Raw genomic sequence first — 20,218 nt, forward strand, 5'->3', positions numbered from 1 at the left:
GAGGACTGACCGCCCATCCTGGGCCGTCGTGGTTGACTGTCGGCTGCCGACTCCGGAGCGTTAGCGGGGTACGTGTTTCGATAGGTCACTGTTGACTGTATAGTCAGTGCATGCTGACTATTGCGACACGAGTGGACGTGATGAATCGACTCGGGCGTGCGATGGCCGACCCGACACGTTCTCGCATCCTGCTGTCTCTTCTCCAGGCGCCCGGGTACCCGGCGAGGCTCGCCCACGAGCTGGAGCTGACCCGGACGAACGTCTCCAACCATCTGGCCTGTCTGCGCGGCTGCGGGATCGTCGTGGCCGAGGCGGAGGGGCGCCAGACCCGCTACGAGATCGCCGACCCGCATCTGACGGCCGCCCTGGCAGCGCTCATCGACGTCACGCTCGCGGTCGACGAAGATGCCCCGTGCATGGACCCGACGTGCGCGGTCCCCGGCTGCTGCGGACCCGACCTCGCATGAGCGTCACCTTGACCGATGTGCGGCGGCGCATCCTGCACCGTCGGGTGCGTTTCATCGTCTTCTTCACGATCTCGTGGAACATCATCGAGGCGGTCATCGCCCTCGCGGCGGGCGCCCTCGCGTCTTCTGCTGCGCTGATCGGGTTCGGGCTCGATTCCACGATCGAGGTCGCGTCCGCTGCGGCGATCGCCTGGCAGTTCACCCGCAGGGATCCGGAGCGATGGGAGAAGGTCACCGTCCGCGTGATCGGGATCGCCTTCTTCGCGCTCGCTGCGTACGTCATCGTCGAAGCGATCCTCGCGCTGGTCGGCGTGCGCACGCCGGAGTACACCCCGGTCGGCATCGGAATCGCGATCGCGAGCCTCATCGTCATGCCGGCACTGGCGTGGTTCGAGTTCCGGACCGGACGAGAACTCGGCTCGCGCAGCGTGCAGGCCGACGCCAAACAGCTGCTGCTGTGCATCTACCTGTCCGGCACCGTGCTGCTCGGGCTGCTGTTCAACGCACTGCTCGGATGGGCATGGGCCGATTCGGTCGCTGCGCTCGTCGTCTCGGTCCTCGCGATACGCGAGGGGGTCGAGGCCTGGCGCGGGGATGTCGAGTCGCCGTTCGAGGTCCTCGAGGATTTCGAGCAGGGCGGCTCTGCTGAGGTGGAAGCATGACCCACATCGGACCCCTCGACGTCCTGCCGATCGCCTGCACGCTCACGCATTGGCTGAGTGAACGGTTGGCGGCAGGTCGCTACTCGTGGTTAGCACTGCTAAAGCTTGCTAGCGGCGCCGCTACTCGCGGTTAGCACTGCTAAAGCTTGCTACCGGGCATCGTTTTCGGGGCCGTGTTGCGGTGAGTGCTGACGAGGGAGAGCCGGCAGGCCGGGCGGCTCTCCCTCGTCGTCGAGCGCCGGATCAGCGCTTGAGGTTCGTCAACTCCTGCAGCACCTCGTCGCTGGTGGTGATGATGCGGGCGTTCGCCTGGAAGCCGCGCTGCGCGACGATGAGGTTGGTGAACTCCTGCGACAGGTCGACGTTCGACATCTCGAGCGCACCGCTGATGATGCCGCCGAGTCCGTCGGAGCCGGCGGAGCCGATGGTCGCCTGACCCGAGTTCGCGCTCGCGCGGAACTGCGACGAACCGGCCTTCTCGAGGCCGCCGGGGTTGACGAAGCCGGCCAGGGCGACGCGCGCCAGTACCTCCGTCTCGCCGTTGCTGAACGTGCCGACGAGGCTGCCGTCGTTCGTCAGTGCGTACGAGCTCAGCGTTCCGGCCGGCTTGCCGTTCTGCTCGGTGATCGCGATGTCGCTGACGTCGGCGAAGCCCGTGACGGCGGACAGGTCGACCGTGATGCCGCCGGACACGAGCGATCCGGCTCCGGTCTGCGCTCCGTCGGTGAAGGCGAGCGCCGTGCTGGCGCCCTTTCCGTCGCTGACGTCCCAACCGGTCGCCGTGCGCGTGAACGTGAGCCGCAGCGAGGATTCGGTGCCGTCCGCGCCGTACACCTGCACGTCGCGCACGAGGACGTCGCCGACAGCCGCCTCGGACGGCAGGTTGCCCTTCACCGTCGCCGAGGTGGACGCCGTCGCCGGGATCAGCGCGCCGACGGGCAGGGTGATGCTGCCCAGGCCCTGGCCGGGGACGATGGTGCCGTTCACGGCCGTCCAGCCCTGCACCAGCGCACCGTCAGCGCTGACGAGCTGGCCGTTGGTGTCGAACGAGAATCCGCCGTTGCGGGTGTAGAGCGTCTCGCCGCCGGAGCGGACGACGAAGAAGCCGTCCCCGCTGATCATGAGGTCGGTCGGGACACCGGTCGGCTGCGGGGCACCGGCGGCGAAGTTGGTGCGGATGCCGGCGACCTGCACGCCGAGTCCGACCTGGGCGGGGTTCTGCCCGCCAGCGCCCTGCTGCGGCATCATCGAGTTCTGCAGCAGCTGCGAGAGGGAGTCCTGGAACTGCACGGCCGACGCCTTGAATCCCGTCGTGTTGACGTTGGCGATGTTGTTGCCGGTGACATCGAGCATGGTCTGGTGCGAGCGCAGACCCGAGATGCCGGAGAAAAGGGAGCGAAGCATGATGGTGCCTTTCTGGGTGGGTCAGGATCGAGTGGTCGGGGAGACGAGGGTCAGTCCGGAGACCGAATCGAGGGGGACGGCGGTGTCGCCGATCGTCACCATCGGAACGGCGCTGCTGAACGAGACGGCGGAGACGATGCCGGTGTGCTCGACACCCGCCTCATCGACGTACTGAGCCTGTTGACCGATGAGCGTCGCGGCGGTCTGACGCATGCTCAGCGCGAAGTTCTCGTTCGTGGTGGTGCTCAGGGCCGTGAGCTGCTCCATGGATGCCAGCTGCGTGGTCTGCGCGATCATCTCGTTGGTGTTCATGGGAGAGCTCGGGTCCTGATTGGTGAGCTGCGTGACGAGCAGCTTCAGGAAGACCTCGGAGTCGAGCGTCTGCTTGCGCTCGGTCGCCGGCGTCGTGGTGCCGGTCTGCAGGCCGGTTGTGGAGACGGTGGATGCTGCGGAGATCGCATCGACAGCGGTCATGGGTTCCTCTTCTCGATCCTTCTCGATCAGGCGTAGACGTCGATGCCGCCGTGCGGCGTCGTGAGCGGGGTGGGAGTGGACTGGGGCGTATCCGGCGGGGATGCGCGCGTCTGCCCTCGATCGGCCGGCGAACCGCCGTTCTGGGGTCCGGATTGAGACCCGGAGCTCTGCGACGAGCCGTGGCCGTTCGCAGCCGTGAACGCCGCGCTCGGCTGGCCGGCGCCGGAATGACCCGAGCCCGACTGGCTCGATCCGGAGTGGGCGCCGTCCTGGGCCGAGATCGCGAGCGTGGCGTGCGGTGCCGCGGCGGCGAGGTCGCGGCGGAGATCGGCGAGGATCATCCGCAGCGCGTCTCGGCCGAGGTCGGTGGGCGCGGCGAGTTCGATGCGCATGGTGCCGCCGGAGATGTGCGCTCGCACGGTCACAGGGCCCAAGCTCTCGGGGGAGATGGTCAGCGTGAGCTGGTGATCGCCGTCGGCCGCCTGCGTCAGAGCGAGCACCGGGGCTGACACCTGGGGAAGGAGGGCAGGGCGGACCATCGCCGCCGGCATCGCCGATGCTGCTGTCGGCGCTGCCGATGCCTGAGCAGGTCGAGGGCTCTGCGGCAGTTCGACCGGGGTCGGGGTGTCGTTTCGAGTCGCTGACGCTCGCTCGACACGGTTCGTCTCGCTGCGCTCGCTCAACGTCCCGAGTTGGGATGCCTGCTCGCTCAGCGTCCCCGACGTGGGCTGCGGGTCGTTGAGCGGAGGCGGCGGAGCCGACGCAGACGAAACGGGCTGAGCGAGCGGCGCGAGTCGAGGCCTCCCGTCTGGAGCCGATTCCGAGGTCTCGTTTCGACTCGCTGACGCTCGCTCAACGCGTTTCGTCTCGCCTTCGGCTCGCTCAACGACCCGCTGTTTAGGCTGCGTCGTGGATGCTCCTGCGAGCGTCCCCTGAGGCGCCGCCGATCCCTGAGCCTGTCGAAGGGTCGGCGCTTCCTCGGATGCTTCGGCGCCCGCCTGCGGGTCGTTGAGCGGAGGCTGCGAAGCAGTCGGAGACGAAACGGGCTGAGCGAGCGTCAGCGAACCGAAGCCTTTCGAGGAAGCCGCTTCCCCCGGCTCAGCGCCCGGAGCGGTCGCGATGAGAGCAGGCGTCACCGGCGTCGCCGCATCCGGCGTCGCGGCATCCGGCGTCACTGCATCCGAGGTCACGGCATCCGAGGTCGCGGAATCAGTCAGAGCGGCCCGCGCGTCGTCCACGGCATCCGCGAACGCCAGTGCCTTCTCGCCGTCGGCGGCGGCGGCCGCCGGTTCGGCGCTGCGCGTGGTCTTCGCGACCGGCCCTGCCAGCACGCTGATCAGGCTCATCACGCGTCCTCCGGCTTCGTCCGCGATGCGATCTCGTCGAGTTCGGCCTGCTCGGCGCGCAGATCCTCGGCCTGCACGCGCAGGGCATGGGCGTCCGAGAGCCGATCGAGGCCGCGCTGGGCTCGCCGCGCCTCGGCGTGCTGGATGCGCGCCTCGTCGACGGACTTCTGCTGCACGGCTGCGAGCGAGGTGATCTCGGCGAGCATGCTGCGGCTCGCGCTCCGAGCGGCGGCGAGGGCCGCGAGTGAGCGCACGTCGACGGCATCCGTCCCCTCACCGCCGAGGGCCGCACGCAGGTTCCGCTCCCTGGCCTGGGTGTGCTGGGCGTCGAGCACCGCGCGAGAGAGCTGCTGCGCGGCCTGGCGTTCCTGGATGCCCCGCACGCGCAGCAGCCCTGCGAGTGAGAACTGGCGGCTCATGCGACATCTCCGAACGCCGCGACCAGGTCGCCGAGACGTCGCCACGACTCCTCGCTGTGACTGGTCTCGTCGAGCGGCTGCGTGAGGAACGCCGAGATCGACCGCTCGTTCGCGATCGCCGCGTCGATGCGGGCGTCGGCTCCCGACTGATACGCGCCGATGTCGATCAGGTCGTTCGCGCGGCGGCGGGCGGCGAGAACAGCGCGCAGCGTGGATGCCGCGGCCCGCTGCTCGGCTGAGGTGATCTTGCCCGCGACGCGGGAGATCGACCCCAGCACGTCGATCGCCGGATGATGCCCTGACAGCGCGAGTGCGCGGTCGAGCACCACGTGCCCGTCCAGGATCGAGCGGACGGCGTCAGCGATCGGCTCGTTGTGGTCGTCGCCGTCGACGAGCACGGTGTATATGCCGGTGACGGACCCGCCGCGATCGGTGCCCGCACGTTCGAGGAGCCCGGCGAGCAGGGAGAACGTCGACGGCGGATACCCGCGGGTGGCAGGAGGCTCGCCGGCGGAGAGGCCGATCTCGCGCTGCGCCATCGCGACACGGGTGAGGGAATCCATCATGAGGATCGCGTGGGCGCCCTCGTCGCGGAACGCCTCCGCGATGCGGGTCGCCGTGAAGGCAGCGCGGATGCGCGCCATCGCCGGCTGGTCGGACGTCGAGACGATGACCACCGAACGTGCGAGACCCTCGGGCCCCAGATCGTCTTCGATGAACTCGCGCACCTCGCGTCCGCGCTCGCCGACCAGGGCGATCACGGTCACTTCGGCTTCGGTGCCGCGCGCGATCATCGACAGCAGCGACGACTTCCCGACGCCGGATCCGGCGAACAACCCGACGCGCTGGCCGCGGCCTACGCTCGTCATGGTGTCGAGCGCTCGCACGCCGAGCGGCAGCGGAGCGGAGATCCGGTCGCGCCCCATGATCGAAGGCGGGTCGTGGTCGAGGGCGACCTGCGGGCCGGCGATCGGGCCCTTGCCGTCGATCGGCCGGCCCAGCCCGTCGAGCACGCGGCCGAGGAGAGCAGGCCCTGTCGGCACGCGCACAGCGCCGCCGCTGGAGCGCACCGTCGTTCCGACCGTGAGGCCCGCCACTGGCCCGAGCGGCATGCATCGGATGCCGTCCTCACCGGTCGCGACGACCTCGGCGTCCACGCTTTGACCGGTCATGTCCTGACCGATCGACACGACGTCGCCGATCGCGCACTCCAGCCCTCGCACGTGGACGCTGAGCCCGCGGATCTGCGAGACCTCGCCGATCCGCTCCGGCAGCACCGCCGTTCGCACAGCGTCCCAGGCGCTCATGCGTCGCGCTCCGCCGTAGTAGCGGCAGCTGCGGCAGCTGCTGCGCGTGCGCGCTCCAGTGCGGAACCGATTCGGGCGTCGACGAATCCGTGGTCGAGTGCGGCGAAGGCGTCCCCTCGGTCGAGCGTCTCATCGGCGGTCAGAGCGAAGCCGTCCGGCTGTGTGCCGAGCCGCTGCAGCGTGCGGATGTCTTCGGGGTGCAGCCGCAGCTCGCGCACCTGGGCGCTGTCGACCGCGGCCAGTGCGCGTCGCACGGCGGCGGTGGCCGAGTCATCGGCATCCGTCAGCTCGCCCGCCACGATCAGCTCGGCGAGCTCGACGGCGCGGCTGAGAACCTGCGACTGCGTCGCGGCGACCAGCGACCTCTCGCGTTCTGCGAGGGAACGCGCGGCCGCGTGCAGGGCGGCGGCGGCGTCGGCCGCGGCCTGTGCCGCCTCGACGTCCTGCGCCAGCCGTTCTGCCGCAGCGGTCGCGAGCGCAGCCTCTGCGGCGGCGTTCCCGGCACGGAACCCCGCCGCATGACCATCGGCGTATCCGCGCACGCGAGCCTGCTCGCGCTCGGCAGCCAGACCTCCGCCGTGCAGGCGGGGGAAGACCGCAGGGGAGAACGCCTCAGTAGACATACTCGTCCTCGTCGGTGCGCTGCACCGTGATGTCGCCGGACGCCTCGAGCGCGCGGATCGTGCGGACGATCTCCGCACGCGCCTCCTCGACCTGCGAGACGCGCACCGGGCCGAGCGCGCGCGACTCCTCGTCGAGGTTCTCGCGGTTGCGCTCCGAGACGTTGCGGCGGATGACGTCGGCGATGCCCTGGTTGGCGCCCTTGAGGGCGAGCGCGAGCGAGCGCAGGTTGATGCCGCGCAGAACGCTCTGCGCGTCGCGGTCCTCGAGCTTGACGATGTCGGCGAACGTGAACATCCGCGACCTGATGTCCTCCGCCAGTGCGCTGTCGCGGGTCTCGATGCTGGCCAGCAACGCCTTCTCGATCGTGGCATCGGACCGGTTGATGATCTCCACCAGCGGCTCGACGCCGCCCAGGGTATCCGGCGCTTCCCGCGATGCGAACGTGCCGGTGCGCGCCTTCAGCGCGTCGGCGACGATCGTGATCGCCTCCTGCGTCGCCGTGCCCATCGTCGCGATCGCGTGGGCGACGTCGGTGCGTGCCGGGTCGGGGAGCGCGGCCAGCACGGCTGCCGCCTGTTCGGTCGTGACGTGCGCGAGAACGAGGGCGACGGTCTGCGGCAGCTCGCCGTCCAGGAGGGTGGCGAGCTGAGCAGGGTCGGCCGCGCCGAGGAAGTCGAACGACGAGTTCGCCGTGGTGGAGGTCACGCGACCGAGTACGGCCGCTGCGCGCTCCGCGCCGAACGAAGCCTCCAGGAGGCCGGCGGCGATGTCGCGGCCGCCGCGGGCGGGCGGCAGGTGGCCGGACGCGATCCGGTGGAAACGGTTGAGGGCGTGCGCGGTCGTCTCGGTGTCGAGATTCTGCAGGCCGATGATCTCGGATGCCACGGCTTCGGCCTCGGCCTCGGAGAGATGCTTCATCACCTCGATGGCATGCGCCCGATCGAGGTTCATGAGCACGACTGCCGCCGTCTGGCGGTCGCTCAGCGCACTCACGCCGGCTGCCTGTCGTCGATGAGGGTGCGCAGCAGCTCGGCCGTACGCTTGGGGTCCTGCCGCGTCAGCGCGTCAAGCTCGATGCGGCGCCGCTCGAGGGTCACCTGTGCCGGCTCGCTCTCGATCTCGAGCTCCGCCACCGGATGCGGGTCCGGCTCCGTGATCGCGAGCGGCACGGTCGGCGAATCGAGCAGCGCGGTGGGCGCCGTGAGCAGGTTCGAACCGAGCGTGCCGAGTGCCTCGGGGCGATCGCCGAACATGGCGTCCATCTCAGCGGCGGCCCCCGACTTCCGTCGTGCACGCACGATCAGGGCGATCACGGCGGCCAGCAGCGGCAGGCCGATCGCCGCCGCGACGATCACGGTGTTCAGCAGTGCGGCCTGCTGCGCGGCCTGCTCTGCTTCCTTGGCAGCCTGAAGCGCCGACTGCGCAGCCTCGGCGCTGGTCTGGCTGAACGCCACCATCTCGACGCTGAGCGTGTCGCCGCGATCCGTGTCGATTCCGGCTGCGGCTGCGACCAGATCGTTCAGCTTCGCGATGTTGGCGTCGCCGGCGGTGGCCTGGTCGATCGCGACCGAGACGGACTGACGTGTGAGGCTTCCCGCCGGTGTCGTCGTCGACTGCGTGGTCTTGTTGATGGCGTTGGTGCGGGTCTCGGCCGTGGACTCCGATGTGCCGTCGCCGCCCTCTGAGGGGACGGCGATGTTGTCGGGGCCGAGCACGCCGGCGCCCGTCGAGCTGCCGTTCTGCGTCTCGCTGCGGATCTCCTCGGTCAGCGGAGGGGTGCCCTCAGCCGGGGTGTAGGTCTCGTCGAGACGCTCGTTCTGCGAGCGGTCGATGACCGCCGATACGGTGACGGTCGCGTTGCCGGCGCCGACGACCGTGTCGAGCATCTGCTGCACGGATGCCTCGACGCGCGCCTCGTAATCGCCGGCCTGCTGATCGACGCCACCGGTCGCGCCGACACCGGCGGCGGAGAGCGTGTGCCCCGTCTGGTCGACGACGGCCACGTTCTCGGGCTTCATGCCGCTGACCGCCGCGGAGGTCAGGTGGACGATCGCCTCGACCTGCTTCTGAGAGAGCGTCGACCCGTTGCCTGTTTCGATGAAGACGGATGCCGTCGGGTCGACGGTCTCCGAGACGAACACGCTCTCCTCGGGGATCGCGAGCTGCACCGATGCGGCCGAGACGCCGTCGAGCGCCGAGATGGTCGCTGCCAGCTCGCCCTCGATCGCGCGCTTGTACGTGACCGACTGCTGGAACTCCGAGGTCGTCACGCCCATGTCGTCGAGCAGCGAGTAACCGCCGGAGCTCGAGGTGGGAAGACCTGCCGCAGCGGCGGTCAGTCGCTGGTCGTACACGTCTTTCTCCGGGACGAGCACGGTCGTGCCGCCGGCACTCAGCTCGTACGGCACGGATGCCGAGCGCAGCTGCTCGACGACGGCGTTGGCGTCCGAGGGGCTGAGGCCGGAGAACAGGGGTGTGAACGTCGGGCGGGAGAGCCAGCTGGACAGAGCGATGATCCCGAGCGCGAGCACGGCGACGCCGATGATGGCGATCGTGCGCTGAGCGACGGTGAACCCGGCGATCACGCGGCCGATCCGCTGGAACACGTTCTGGACTGCCTGGGGCATCAGGCCTGCATCCTCATGATCTCGTTGAACGCGTCGACTCCCTTGTTACGGACGGCGGCGACGAGCTCGAGGGTGACCGACGCACGCGAGGACGCGATCATGGCCGAGTGGATGTCATCGAGATCGCCCGTGACGGCGGCGACCTTGAGCGTGTTCGACTCGGACTGCAGGGCGTGCAGCTCGTCGATCGCGCCGGTGAGGCTCGTCGCGAACGCCGAATCTCCGGTCGGAGCGGTGTTCGCGAGCGGGGAGGAGGGGGCGGTGAGAGCCGAGGAGATGCCCTCGATGCCGGAGACGGCGGCCATCAGCTTCGTCCGATCTGCAGGGCGGCTTCGTAGGTGTTGCGCGCACGGTCGACGATCGCCGCGCTGGCCTGGTACCCGCGCTGGGCGAGGATGAGCTGGCTCATCTGGTCGCCGAGGTCGATGTCGGGCAGGCGGACGTAGCCGTCCTCGTCGGCGAGCGGATGGTCGGGCTGGTGCACGAGGCGTCCCTCAGCGCTGCCCAGCGCGGTGCCGGCGACGTAGGCGCCGGGGGAGTCGGGGCTGGTCTGCGCGAGTACGTACCGCTGGCGGAAGGCGTCGCCGTTCGTCGCGGTGACCGTGTTGATGTTGGCGATGTTGTCGCTCACGGCATCGAGCCACTTGCGGTGCAGGGTCAGTCCGGTGCCGGCGATGCCGATGGCGTCGAAGGTCATGAGGTCCTCATCGCCGTGCGCATCGAGGAGAACGATCCGTTGATCGCCTGCGTCGCGAACTGGTAGCGCAGCATCGTGTCGATGCTGGAGAGCGTCTCGGTGTCGAGGTTGACGTTGTTGCCGTCCAGGCGGGTCGGCTCGAGGGAGTCCTCGACCGTGGCGGTCGCACGGCCGGTGCCGGCCGCGACGGCATCCACGAGTGCCTCCTCGAACTGCACGCGCTTGGCGTGGTAGTTCGGGGTGTTGACGTTGGCGATGTTGTCGGCGATGGCACGCTGGCGCAGTGCGAGGCCGTCGAGCGCACTGGAGAGCGCGGAGATGGTCACTGAATCGAACACGAACCCGTTTCCCGTCGGTGGGTGGTGCGGCCGATCCATGGCCGAGTCAGCGAGCGTTCCCTGCTCGGAGTGCTCTATCGGCGGTGGGAAGGAATTCGTTAGGCGGGTATCTCAGCCGTTGACGTCGAGGTAGGCAGGGGCATCCCACCGGCCGTCGGCGGGAACCATTCGCAGGACTTCGAGCTGGTGCCGCACGTCATCGAGCACCTGCCCCATGAGGGCGATCCGCTCCTGCTGCCGGCGCAGCACCGTATGGGCGCGGTCGTGGAGATGCGCGGGGATCGGCGTGGTCGGCGGGGTCCACGGAGCGAGCACGGCCGTCGCCTCGTCGAGATCGGCCTCGAAGCGATCCAGCAGTGCCACCCAGGCGTCGCTCATGATGCTCGTGCCTCGGTGACGGCCGCCGCGGCGGCGTGCCAGGCCTCACGCAGCGGGACGACCAGCTCGTGGCAGGACCGCGTGCGCTCGGGGTCGCGGCCGATGTTCGCGCCGATGAGGGTCTGTGTCAGGAACGTGTAGAGCGCGCGGAGGCCGGTGCTGCCGGTCCAGTCGTTCGACAGCGACGAGGTCAGTTCCGCGACGATGGCCTGGGCGTGCTGCAGCTGGGTGTTCGCCTCGGTCCAGTCGCCGGCGCGCTGGGCGCTCTCGCCGCGTTCGATGTCGAGCAGAAGCCGGTCGTAGAGCATGGTGACGAGACGCTCGGGGGTGGCGGAGAGGACGGCGTCGTCACGGTAGCGCTGTTGGGCACGAAGTACGGCTGTGGCGTTCATGAGATCACTTCGATCCGGTGTCGTAGCTCGGCAGACTCGACAGCTGCGAGGTGAGGTAGGAGGACTGGGACTGCATCTGCGAGAGCATCGTCTCCATGCGCGCGTAGGTGCGCTCCAGCGTCGCGCGGCGCTGTTCGAGCCGGAGGTCCCAGCGCTCGAGCTGCTTGCCCAGGCTGTCGACTTCGCTCTGCTGGCCGGTGATCCGCGCGGTGAGAAGGCCGTCGTACTTGTCGGAGTACGTCTCGGTGGTCTGCTGCACGCGCTCGGCGATGCCGGTGAACATAGTGGTGACGGCAGTCGGGTCGTCGGCCAGCGCGGCCGCGAACTTCGTCTCGTCGATGGTCAGAACCCCGTAGCGGTCGATGGAGATGCCGATGCTCGAGGGGGAGGTGCCGTCGATCGGATGCTGGATCGCGTCCGCCAGGGACTGCCGAAGCGCGCGGATCGTGCTGTCGCCCGTGAACACGCCGAGGGTCGTCGTCTCGCCCGCGGTCGCGCCGACCGTGGCCTTGGAGCCATTGTCGATGCGGGTCAGGAGGGAAGCGACCTGCTTGATGAACTCGGCGGCGGCCTTCGTGCTCGCGGCATCGTCAGCGGCAGCGGACACGGTGACCGGTTCCGTCGAGACTGCGCTGACGGTGACGTCCACTCCGGTGAACAGATCGGTGAAGGTGTTCTTCGATGATGTGATCACCTGCTCGGCCGCGGTGCCGGCCCACAGCCGCACCTGCGCGTCGGAGCCGGTGGCGACCACGGCTGCGCCGGGGGCGGTGGCGACGTCGTCTCCGTTCGCACGGAGGACGCGGAAGCTGCCATCGGCGCCGGACTCCGTCGCGATGAGCTGAAGGCGCTGGAGGGGGTTGCCGTCGGCATCCGTGCCGGCCGAGACGACGGTCGCCGAGATGCCGGCCCCGGCCTTGTTGATGGCGCGGGCGATGTCGGCCATCGAGGAGGAGTCGGCCGTGACCTCGACGCGCTCGCCGGCGGCGTTCTCAAGGGTGAGGGTGGGGGGCGAGTCCGGCCACTGGGTGGATGCCGCCGTGACGACGGTGTGCTTCTGGGCAAGCCGGTCGACGACGATGTCGGCCGTGACGGCGGATGCTCCGGATCGGAGGGCGACCTTCACCGCTTCGGAGGACGAGGCCGCGGAGAGCTGAGCGATGCTCTCGCCGGAGGCGGCCTTCTTCGCCTTGGCCGCGAGGTCCTGCAGAGAGGTGTTGAGCGTCTGCAGCTGGGTGATGATGAACTTCTTGTCATCGGACTTCGCGCTCATCAGGTTGCGCGGAATGGCCTGCACGTCCATAAGCGCGTCGATGAGCTCTGAGGTCTTGAGGCCGGAGACGAGGCCGTCGAGCGCGATACCCATGGGTGCCCTTCCGAATCAGTGGCGTGGGCTGGTTCCGGGTGGGCGAGGGTCTCCCGTCCACCCGGAACCAGCGAGCGAATCAACGCAGGAGCTGAAGAACGCCCTGCGTGCTCTGGTTTGCCTGAGCGAGCATCGCCGTACCGGCCTGCGACAGGATGTTCGCAGCGGTGTACTTGACCATCTCGGCCGCCATGTCGGTGTCGCGGATGCGGCTCTCGGCAGCAGCCAGGTTCTCCGACGAGACGTTGAGCGAGTTGATCGTCGACTCGAAGCGGTTCTGCGACGCACCGAGGCTGGCACGCGCCTCCGAGACGTTCTTGATCTGTGTGTCGATCGCGGTAATCGCGGCCTGTGCGTTTGTCGCGTCGTCCACCGTGAGAGCTGCGATCGTGGCGCCTAGCGCAACGCCGGTGGCTGCGCCGGTGCTGTCCTTCATGTCGGACAGGTTCGCAAGTGTCACCGAGATCTGGTCGTTTGCCGTGCCGCCAGCACCGACCTGGAAGGTCAGCACGCCGTCGGCATCGGCACCTGCGGAGCCGTCAAGCAGGTTGATCCCGTTGAAGTTCGTCGAAGCTGTGACGCGCGTGAGCTCGCTCGCGAGCGAGTCGATCTCGGTCTTGATCGCATTGCGCGAGTCGACGTTGTTCGAGTCGTTGCCGGCCTGCACCGCGAGGTCGCGCACGCGCTGCAGGATGGAGTGGACCTCGGTCAGGGCGCCTTCAGCGGTCTGGATGACCGAGATGCCGTCCTGAGCGTTGCGAGCCGCGACGTTCAGACCGTTGACCTGCGAACGCAGACCCTCGGAGATCGCCAGGCCGGCGGCGTCGTCCGCAGCGCGGTTGATGCGCAGGCCGCTGGAGAGCTTCTCCAGCGACTTCGACACGTCGTTCTGCGTGCTGGACAGGTTGCGGTAGGCGTTGAGCGCCGACACGTTGGTGTTGATCTGCATACCCATGGTGTGTTCCTCCGTGATTGGGTTCGTACTGAAGCCCATCCGTGGGCTCCGTACAGACCTATCGGCGGAACCTTCCCTGGCGTTAGACAGAGCCGGACGCTAGACAGAGGCGCGCGTCCGTCAGAACGGGGGTGCGACCGGATCGGCATCCGCGAGGTCGGCCACGAGACTCACTCCGATCCTGGATTCGGGCGGCGCAGCCGAACTGCGGAACCCCGTCGGCGTGGTGACCTCGACGGATCCGTCTGGTCGAGATCGGAAGACGGCGCGTGGTCGATGTCGCAAGCGGTGATGTCGAGGGCAGAGTGGGCGGAGCCCGGCGAGGTCGGTCTTTCCGCCCTGCGCCCAGGGGACTTCGTGGTCGATGTCGGTGTCGAGGGCGAGCCGTGTGCACCCGTCGACCGCGCACGTGCCGTGCTGCAGAACCAACCAATCACGCTGAGCCGGCGTGGCGCGGCGGCTGCGGCGGTCCATGTCGACGACCACGCTGCGGATCGGGTCGACGACAACGCGGCGGAAGACCCCGGTGTCGAGGAACAGCTGCTTCGCGGTGAGCGGATCGATCGGACCCTGACCGACGATCTCCGCCTCCGGCACCGGCAGATCAGCGATGCCATCCGCGGCTGCGCCGTCGAGGAGCTGAACGGGGACCGTGACGAAGATCTTCGTCTTCGAGGCCCGGTCGGCGCCGACGCCGCGCAGCCAGTCCGAGAACAAGTCGGCGCGGATCTGCGCGAGCGTGCGCGCCTCGTTCGGGTCGTTCTTCTTGACCTGCGTCGCGCTCGCGGTCACACGCTGTTGGATCTCCACAGCCTCGGGCGTCGGAACAAGCGCGCCTATCCAGCTCACCCCGTCATCCAGATGCTCGAACCCCACGCGACGGTCCGCCACCGCGCGGGCATGACGCACCTCGCGGGGCTCCTGGTCGAGCCGATCGGCCAGTCTACGCAGCCGGCGCAGGAAGTTCGCCGGCGAACACGTGAACGCCCACTCCGACGTCTCCTCATCGATCCGGTGGGCAGCCGCACGCGCGGCATCCCGCTGCTCCGGCGTGGCGTTCACAGGCGCCCGCAGCCGACGCAGCGCCCACACCGCACGCGACACGAGGTGCATCGACACGAATCCATCCCGGGCGTGGTGCCACAGGTTCGGCAACTGGCGCATAGCCGTCTGCACCACAGAAAGCTCGGCCCTCACGTCGTCCTCAGACCGCTTCAGCCGCAGCGAGATGTCGAAGATCAGCGCCCGCTCGGCCTCATCGGCAGCATCCGGGCCGCACTCGAGCACGTATACCTCGGGGTTCCGGCGAGCGAGGGCCACAGCATCCGCGATCTGCCCCGCACGACGAGCCGCGTACCGGTTCAAATCGATGTCGGCGCACTGCAGATCGGCCAACGCAGACTCGACGGCGAACGCGGCGTCACGAGGCCGATCGTCCACATCGTCGAAGTACTGCTCCATGCATCCATGGTAGTACAAAGGTTCGAAAAACGGAAGGGTTCAAGCAAAGAAATCTTGCTCTGACCGGGATTTTCAGGCGATGGCCGACGCGGCCGGCGCACCGCGGAACACGTTCCCCAGGCGGGCGCTGCCGGTCTCGGCGATCCGCGCGAAGAACGCGTCCCGGACGGCGACCGATACCCGGGCGACGGGTGTCGGCGCCTCTCCGTCGGCGAAGTACTGCTCGAGAGCGTCACGCAGCAGGCGCATCGCCTCGGAACGCTGCTGCGACACGGCGGAGTGCGAGACTCCCAGCTCTTCGGCGATCTCCTTCACCGGGCGCTCGTCGAAGTACACCGCCTGCACGATGAAGCGCATGCGCTCGGGGAGCGCGGCGACCGCGTGCTCGAGCACCTCGCGCCGTTCGCTCACCATGGCGGACTCGTCGGGGAGGGGGATGTCGGAGGCAAGAGCGTGCGCAGACGGGTCTTCGAGCGTGACCACGCTGCGTGAAGCGTCGGCCAGTGCTTCGGAGACGACGTCCGTCGGAACCGCCATCGCCGTCGCGATCTCTGCGACCGTCGCCGTGCGACCAAGGCCCGCCGTCAGAGTGTCGCGAACCGCCGTCGTCTCCTTGATGCGCTTGCGGATGCCGCGTGAGGCCCAGTCCATGGCGCGCATCTCATCGGCGAAGGCGCCGAGGATGCGACGGCGCGCATACGCGCCGAAGGGGACGCCCAGCGAGGCGTCGAACGCATCGGCCGCGGTGACGAGAGCCAGGGCTCCGACAGCGGCGAGCTCTTCACGCGGGATGTGCGTCGCGCGCGCGTGCGTCTCTGCTGCGAGGTATCCGACGAGGGGGAGGTTCTCCTCGACGAGGCGATTGCGGTCGGCAAGCGGCGACATGGGGGTGTCCACCTCTCATGGGAGCGAAACGCTCGTCAGCAACTCGGTCTCGTCCATATCACTACCACAGCGATATGTCCATGGGGAGAACTATCCATCAAATACCCCGGTAGTAACCTTAGGGCCACGGTGGCCGATAGAGGTACAACGAGCCGAAAAAATTCGGCGCACCGCTGGGGAGTACTGGGGAAGGAAAAATGGGAGCCAACGAACTGTCGATGCAGTTGTGGCGAGAGCGTGAACTGCTGGAGATGCTGCTGTTCAAACTCGACGAACAGCAGCTTCTGCTCGCCGCAGGGCGATCGCACTGGATACAGTTTGCTACACGTGAGATCGAGCAGGTACTCGAGCGTCTGCGCGCGACCGCGCTCGCACGCTCCGTCGAGGTCTCGGCGGTGGCAGAGGAATGGGGCGCGGCCGACGACTCGTCGCTGCGCGAGCTCCTTCAGCACGCACCGGAGGGCGTCTGGCGCGATGTGTTCACCGACCACATGCACGCACTCACGCAGCTGACCGCCGAGATCGCGCAACTCCGCGACACGAACGCCGACCAACTGGCCGGCGTCATGCGCGCCACGCAGGAGACGATCGCCGGCCTCGGCCTGGACACGGGGGAGTACACCACCGCCGGCGTCCGTGCACGAGACGATTCAGCGCGCATCGTCGACACCCAGATCTGACAGACCGCGATCGGACAGAGAAGAGACGATGTCGACTTTCAGTGGATTGACCACCGCCGCGAGCGGCCTCGCCGCAGCGCGCCGTGGAATGGACGTGGTCGGCCAGAACATCGCCAACCAGACCACGGAGGGGTACACGCGTCAACGCGTGGTCACCTCGTCGGTCGCCGCCCTGGCGCACACCGGCCGCTTCAGCACCGGAGCCGCACCCGGGCACGGGGTCTCGATCGACGGAGTGGCGCGTCTCGGCGACGCACTCCTCGACGCGCGGGTGCGCGACACCCTGGCGTCTTCGGGCTTCTGGTCAACCAGGGCAGTGGCCGCCACCACGATGGAGGCGGCTCTGGCCGAGCCGACTGCCGACGGGCTGGCCGCCCGCCTGTCGCAGTTTTGGGCGGGCTGGCAGGACCTAGCCAACACCCCTGACGCGGGAGCGGCAGCATCCGTCGTCTTGGAATCGGCCGGCGAACTCGCAGCCCAGATCGCCGGGGGCTACCGCACGGTCGCCACCCAATGGTCGAACGCTCGAACTGCGGCCGAGCGCACAGTGACCCAGGTCAACGGGCTCGCCGACCAGATCGCCGATCTGAACCGCGAGATCCGCGACGCTCTCGCCTCCGGCCGCTCGGCGAACGAGCTCATCGACCAGCGCAGCGTGCTCGCGCAGAACGTCGCCCGTCTCGCCGGCGGGAAGGCGAGCATCGAAAGCGACGGCACGCTCACAGTGCGCATCGACGGCAACGCGCTGGTCACCGGTTCCGATGCCCGCCATCTGGCCCTGAGTGGACCGACGTCCATCGATGCGGGCGGACGTATGACAGTGTCGTGGGCTTCGGCGTCCGACATCCCGGTGTCGATCGTCGGCGGCGAACTCGGCGGCAACCTGTCGGTCCTCGCTCCTGCCGAGGACGGCGGGATGCTGGCGAAGCTCGCCGCCGGATACAACGAGGTCGCCACCGCTCTCGCCGGCACCGTCAACACGCAGCACCGCGCTGGGGTGACCTCCTCGGGCCAGCCGGGCGGCGACTTCTTCGAGATCTCCGCCACAGGCCCCGCTGCTCTCGGGCTCAGCGTCGTCGTGACCTCCGGCGCGGAGCTCGCGCTCGCGAAGCCCGGCGCCGGTGCCTGGGATTCCAGCAATGCCGACGACATCTCGCAGATCGGTCTCAGCGCCGGCGGCCCCGACGCGATCTGGGCGGCGCAGGTGTCGAGCCTGGGCGTGAGCACCGCCGCCGACATCCAGCGCGCCAGGGTCTCCGAGACCGCGACCATCACTGCGGCCGCGGCGCAGCAGTCCGTCGCCGCCGTCGACGGCGACGAGGAGACGATCAGCCTGCTCACCTACCAGACCGCCTATCAGGCCGCAGCACGAGTACTGACCGCCGTAGACGAAGCACTCGACGTCCTGATCAACCGCACCGGCGTCGTCGGACGCTGATGGAAGGGCCATCATGATCTCCCGTGTGACAGCATCCTCGATGACGCAGACGGCCATGCGGCATCTGCAGTCCAATCTCTCGGAGCTCGCCAGGCTCCAGGAGCAGGCGACGTCCCAGCGCGCGTTCGCCGCGCCATCCGACGATCCCGCCGCAGCGGCGGCCGCACTCGACCTGCACGCCGAGCAGCGTCGCAACGATCAGTACGCGCGCAACATCGACGACGGGCTCGCGTGGGTGACCACTGCCGACTCCGCGATCACTCGCAGCACGGCGCTCCTCGGCCGAGTTCGCGACCTCACGATCCAGGGCGCGAACGACGGCGCGATGGATGCCACGGCGAAGGAGGCCATCGCGGTCGAGCTCGAGGGCATCCGCGACGAGCTGCTCGCGCAGGCCAATACGAGGATCCTCGGCCGCTCGGTGTTCGCGGGCACCTCCGACACCGCGGCGTTCGACAGCGCGTACGCGCACAGCGGGTCATCGGACGGACAGGTGATGCGTCGCGTCTCCGACACGGCATCCGTTCGGGTCGACACCGACGGAGCCGCCGTGTTCGGCGCGGGGGCGGGCTCGGTGTTCGCCCTGGTCGACAACATCATCTCGGATCTGCGCTCCGGGACGAACGTCGGGCCGCGACTCGCCGAGATCGATGATCGCCGCGACGCGATGCTCAGTGCCCAGGGCGCGGTCGGCACCCGCCAGTCACAGATCGAACGCGCCAAGGAGGCGGCTGTGCAGAACTCGGTTTCGCTCGAATCGCGCCGTGCCGCGGTCGAGGATGTGGACTCAGTGGAGGTGCTGGTGAAGCTGCAGGCTCAGGAGCTCGTCTACCGATCCGCTCTCGCCGTCAACGCGCGCGTGCTCCAGCCGTCGCTCATGGACTTCCTGCGATGAGCGCCGTTCTGAGCTTCGTCGCGCCGCCGCCCGGGCTCGCGCCGCACGTGGATTTCGCCCTGACGCCCGTCGACGGCTCCGATGGACTGTTCACCCTGCGCGCCGTCGACGACGCGGAGCTGCGGCTGTACCTCGTCGATCCGAGCACGGTGCTGACCGATTACGCCCCGATGCTGACCGACGAGCAGACGGACGAGCTCGCGCTCTCCGCGCCCGAGGACGCGATGCTGCTCGTCGTGGCGCACCCTGCGGCCGATGGCGTCAGCGTGAATCTCCTCGCTCCGGTCGTGGTGAACCGCGGCACCGGTGTCGCTTCTCAGGTGATTCTGGAGGGGCAGGACTACCCGCTGCGCGCAGCCTTGAGCTGAGACTCGATGTGGACTTAAGTCGTAGATGGTGTCGGATGGTTACGACCTATGGCTATAATTCCGAGCATCGGGAAGTTGGCGCTCTTGACGTCATTCCCCGATGAGTCTGAGGGGACAGCTATGAGCGGTGTCGCAGTGCAATCGGAGATCGACCTCGAGCCGACGGTCGTGGGCCAGCCAAAAGTCGCAGTGGTGATCGACGACGATCCGGACGTGCGCAGTCTGCTCGACGCGGTCTTCCGCTCAGCCGGCTTCGAGGTCGTCCTCACCGGCTCCGGCCTCGACGGCATCGCCGCTGTGAAGGAGCACGAGCCGGCGATCACGACGGTCGACGTCAACCTTCCCGGCATCGACGGCATCGAGGTCGTGCGTCGCATCCGCAAGACGAGCTCCTCATTCGTCATGATGCTCTCTGCTCTGTCCGAGGAGACCGACGTCGTGCTCGGACTCAGCTCCGGCGCCGACGACTACGTCGTCAAGCCGTTCCGACCGCGCGAGCTGCGTGCACGCATCGAGGCGCTGATGCGGCGCCCCCGCCTCGACCCGCCGTCCGCGGACGCCGCCACGACGGGGCCGGTGCCCACCGCGGCGCGCAACCCCACCGCCACGTCATCCATCTCGATCGTGGACCCGGAGAGCCTGGACCGCTGGGAGTCGCACCGCGACATCAGCCTGAACCTCGCGACCCACACCGCCCTCGTCTCGCAGCGCGAGGTCGAGCTCACGCCGACCGAGTTCGATCTTCTCGCGACGCTGCTCGAGTCGAAGCGCCGCGTGCGCAGCAAGGCGGACCTCGCCCTCGTCCTGCGCGGGGAGGCCTTCGGTTCGACCTCGTACTACGTCGGCGAGCCGGACAAGCGCGCGATCGAGGCGCACATGACCAATCTGCGTCGCAAGATCGGCGACAACACCGTCGAGCCGCGCTACATCGAGACGGTTCGGGGCGTCGGCTATCGGCTCACGCCCGCCGAGGTTCCCGCCATCATCTGACTGGCGCCCGCCGTCCGACGGGCGCCACGCGTCCGATGGACGCGG

At 68.7% G+C, this 20,218-nt stretch carries 24 protein-coding genes; 7 read left to right on the forward strand and 17 right to left on the reverse strand.

Features of this window, described 5'->3' with window-relative positions; genetic code table 11:
* Positions 1-110: 110 nt before the first annotated feature.
* Both LQZ87_RS13945 and LQZ87_RS13950 read left to right on the forward strand, forming a co-directional pair.
* Complete coding sequence (locus LQZ87_RS13945; protein ID WP_230104051.1) at positions 111-467, forward strand: metalloregulator ArsR/SmtB family transcription factor; 357 nt, start codon at positions 111-113, stop codon at positions 465-467.
* On the forward strand, positions 464-1,129 hold the full coding sequence (locus LQZ87_RS13950) for a cation transporter (protein ID WP_230104052.1): 666 nt from the start codon (positions 464-466) through the stop codon (positions 1,127-1,129). The genes LQZ87_RS13945 and LQZ87_RS13950 overlap by 4 nt, the downstream gene beginning before the upstream one ends.
* Before the next feature lie 243 nt (positions 1,130-1,372).
* On the opposite strand, the gene LQZ87_RS13955 is transcribed toward LQZ87_RS13950, so the two are convergent.
* From LQZ87_RS13955 to LQZ87_RS14035, 17 genes are all read right to left on the reverse strand, one after another.
* Positions 1,373-2,533 (reverse strand): flagellar hook protein FlgE, encoded by a 1,161-nt coding sequence (locus tag LQZ87_RS13955; protein WP_230104053.1) that lies wholly within the window; start codon positions 2,531-2,533, stop codon positions 1,373-1,375.
* Positions 2,534-2,554: 21 nt separating this feature from the next.
* A complete protein-coding gene (locus LQZ87_RS13960) occupies positions 2,555-3,007 on the reverse strand; it encodes a flagellar hook capping FlgD N-terminal domain-containing protein (RefSeq protein WP_230104054.1) in 453 nt (150 codons plus the stop codon).
* A gap of 26 nt (positions 3,008-3,033) precedes the next feature.
* Positions 3,034-4,353, reverse strand: coding sequence for a flagellar hook-length control protein FliK (locus LQZ87_RS13965; protein ID WP_230104055.1), 1,320 nt, complete (start codon positions 4,351-4,353; stop codon positions 3,034-3,036).
* Positions 4,353-4,772 carry a hypothetical protein gene (locus tag LQZ87_RS13970; protein WP_230104056.1) on the reverse strand — a complete coding sequence of 140 codons (420 nt, stop codon included), beginning with the start codon at positions 4,770-4,772 and terminating at the stop codon, positions 4,353-4,355. The genes LQZ87_RS13965 and LQZ87_RS13970 overlap by 1 nt, the downstream gene beginning before the upstream one ends.
* The gene (locus LQZ87_RS13975) at positions 4,769-6,079 is read right to left on the reverse strand and encodes a FliI/YscN family ATPase (protein ID WP_230104057.1); all 1,311 of its coding nucleotides are present in this window, start codon (positions 6,077-6,079) and stop codon (positions 4,769-4,771) included. Before LQZ87_RS13975 ends, LQZ87_RS13970 begins: the two co-directional genes overlap by 4 nt.
* The gene (locus LQZ87_RS13980) at positions 6,076-6,702 is read right to left on the reverse strand and encodes a FliH/SctL family protein (RefSeq protein ID WP_230104058.1); all 627 of its coding nucleotides are present in this window, start codon (positions 6,700-6,702) and stop codon (positions 6,076-6,078) included. The genes LQZ87_RS13975 and LQZ87_RS13980 overlap by 4 nt, the downstream gene beginning before the upstream one ends.
* The gene (fliG, locus tag LQZ87_RS13985) at positions 6,692-7,696 is read right to left on the reverse strand and encodes a flagellar motor switch protein FliG (protein ID WP_230104059.1); all 1,005 of its coding nucleotides are present in this window, start codon (positions 7,694-7,696) and stop codon (positions 6,692-6,694) included. Before fliG ends, LQZ87_RS13980 begins: the two co-directional genes overlap by 11 nt.
* Entirely contained in the window at positions 7,693-9,330 is a 1,638-nt protein-coding gene (gene fliF / locus LQZ87_RS13990; protein ID WP_230104060.1) for a flagellar basal-body MS-ring/collar protein FliF, read from the reverse strand. The genes fliG and fliF overlap by 4 nt, the downstream gene beginning before the upstream one ends.
* Positions 9,330-9,635: a flagellar hook-basal body complex protein FliE gene (gene fliE / locus LQZ87_RS13995; protein ID WP_230104061.1), complete on the reverse strand. Its 306-nt coding sequence runs from the start codon at positions 9,633-9,635 to the stop codon at positions 9,330-9,332. The genes fliF and fliE overlap by 1 nt, the downstream gene beginning before the upstream one ends.
* Entirely contained in the window at positions 9,635-10,027 is a 393-nt protein-coding gene (locus tag LQZ87_RS14000; protein WP_230104062.1) for a flagellar basal body rod C-terminal domain-containing protein, read from the reverse strand. Before LQZ87_RS14000 ends, fliE begins: the two co-directional genes overlap by 1 nt.
* Positions 10,024-10,365, reverse strand: coding sequence for a flagellar basal body protein (locus LQZ87_RS14005; protein ID WP_230104063.1), 342 nt, complete (start codon positions 10,363-10,365; stop codon positions 10,024-10,026). The genes LQZ87_RS14000 and LQZ87_RS14005 overlap by 4 nt, the downstream gene beginning before the upstream one ends.
* Positions 10,366-10,476: 111 nt before the next feature.
* On the reverse strand, positions 10,477-10,743 hold the full coding sequence (locus tag LQZ87_RS14010; RefSeq protein WP_230104064.1) for a hypothetical protein: 267 nt from the start codon (positions 10,741-10,743) through the stop codon (positions 10,477-10,479).
* A complete protein-coding gene (fliS, locus tag LQZ87_RS14015) occupies positions 10,740-11,135 on the reverse strand; it encodes a flagellar export chaperone FliS (RefSeq protein ID WP_230104065.1) in 396 nt (131 codons plus the stop codon). The genes LQZ87_RS14010 and fliS overlap by 4 nt, the downstream gene beginning before the upstream one ends.
* A 4-nt stretch (positions 11,136-11,139) precedes the next feature.
* Positions 11,140-12,501, reverse strand: coding sequence for a flagellar filament capping protein FliD (fliD, locus tag LQZ87_RS14020; protein ID WP_230104066.1), 1,362 nt, complete (start codon positions 12,499-12,501; stop codon positions 11,140-11,142).
* Positions 12,502-12,580: 79 nt separating this feature from the next.
* Complete coding sequence (locus LQZ87_RS14025; protein ID WP_290368281.1) at positions 12,581-13,456, reverse strand: flagellin; 876 nt, start codon at positions 13,454-13,456, stop codon at positions 12,581-12,583.
* A 120-nt stretch (positions 13,457-13,576) separates the two neighbouring features.
* Complete coding sequence (locus tag LQZ87_RS14030; RefSeq protein ID WP_230104067.1) at positions 13,577-14,917, reverse strand: HNH endonuclease signature motif containing protein; 1,341 nt, start codon at positions 14,915-14,917, stop codon at positions 13,577-13,579.
* Between the two features lie 72 nt (positions 14,918-14,989).
* A complete protein-coding gene (locus LQZ87_RS14035) occupies positions 14,990-15,802 on the reverse strand; it encodes a sigma-70 family RNA polymerase sigma factor (protein WP_230104068.1) in 813 nt (270 codons plus the stop codon).
* A gap of 197 nt (positions 15,803-15,999) precedes the next feature.
* On the opposite strand from LQZ87_RS14035, the gene LQZ87_RS14040 reads away from it, so the two are divergent.
* The 5 genes from LQZ87_RS14040 to LQZ87_RS14060 all read left to right on the forward strand — a co-directional run bounded on the left by LQZ87_RS14040 (position 16,000) and on the right by LQZ87_RS14060 (position 20,173).
* Positions 16,000-16,482 (forward strand): flagellar protein FlgN, encoded by a 483-nt coding sequence (locus LQZ87_RS14040; RefSeq protein WP_230104069.1) that lies wholly within the window; start codon positions 16,000-16,002, stop codon positions 16,480-16,482.
* Positions 16,483-16,510: 28 nt separating this feature from the next.
* Positions 16,511-17,920 carry a flagellar hook-associated protein FlgK gene (gene flgK, locus LQZ87_RS14045; protein WP_230104070.1) on the forward strand — a complete coding sequence of 470 codons (1,410 nt, stop codon included), beginning with the start codon at positions 16,511-16,513 and terminating at the stop codon, positions 17,918-17,920.
* A 13-nt stretch (positions 17,921-17,933) separates the two neighbouring features.
* Complete coding sequence (flgL, locus tag LQZ87_RS14050; protein WP_230104071.1) at positions 17,934-18,815, forward strand: flagellar hook-associated protein FlgL; 882 nt, start codon at positions 17,934-17,936, stop codon at positions 18,813-18,815.
* Complete coding sequence (locus LQZ87_RS14055) at positions 18,812-19,183, forward strand: flagellar assembly protein FliW (protein ID WP_230104072.1); 372 nt, start codon at positions 18,812-18,814, stop codon at positions 19,181-19,183. Before flgL ends, LQZ87_RS14055 begins: the two co-directional genes overlap by 4 nt.
* Before the next feature lie 120 nt (positions 19,184-19,303).
* Positions 19,304-20,173: a response regulator transcription factor gene (locus LQZ87_RS14060; protein ID WP_230104073.1), complete on the forward strand. Its 870-nt coding sequence runs from the start codon at positions 19,304-19,306 to the stop codon at positions 20,171-20,173.
* Positions 20,174-20,218: the final 45 nt, after the last annotated feature.

The organism is Microbacterium sp. Bi121, from assembly GCF_918698005.1.
GTDB lineage: Bacteria > Actinomycetota > Actinomycetes > Actinomycetales > Microbacteriaceae > Microbacterium.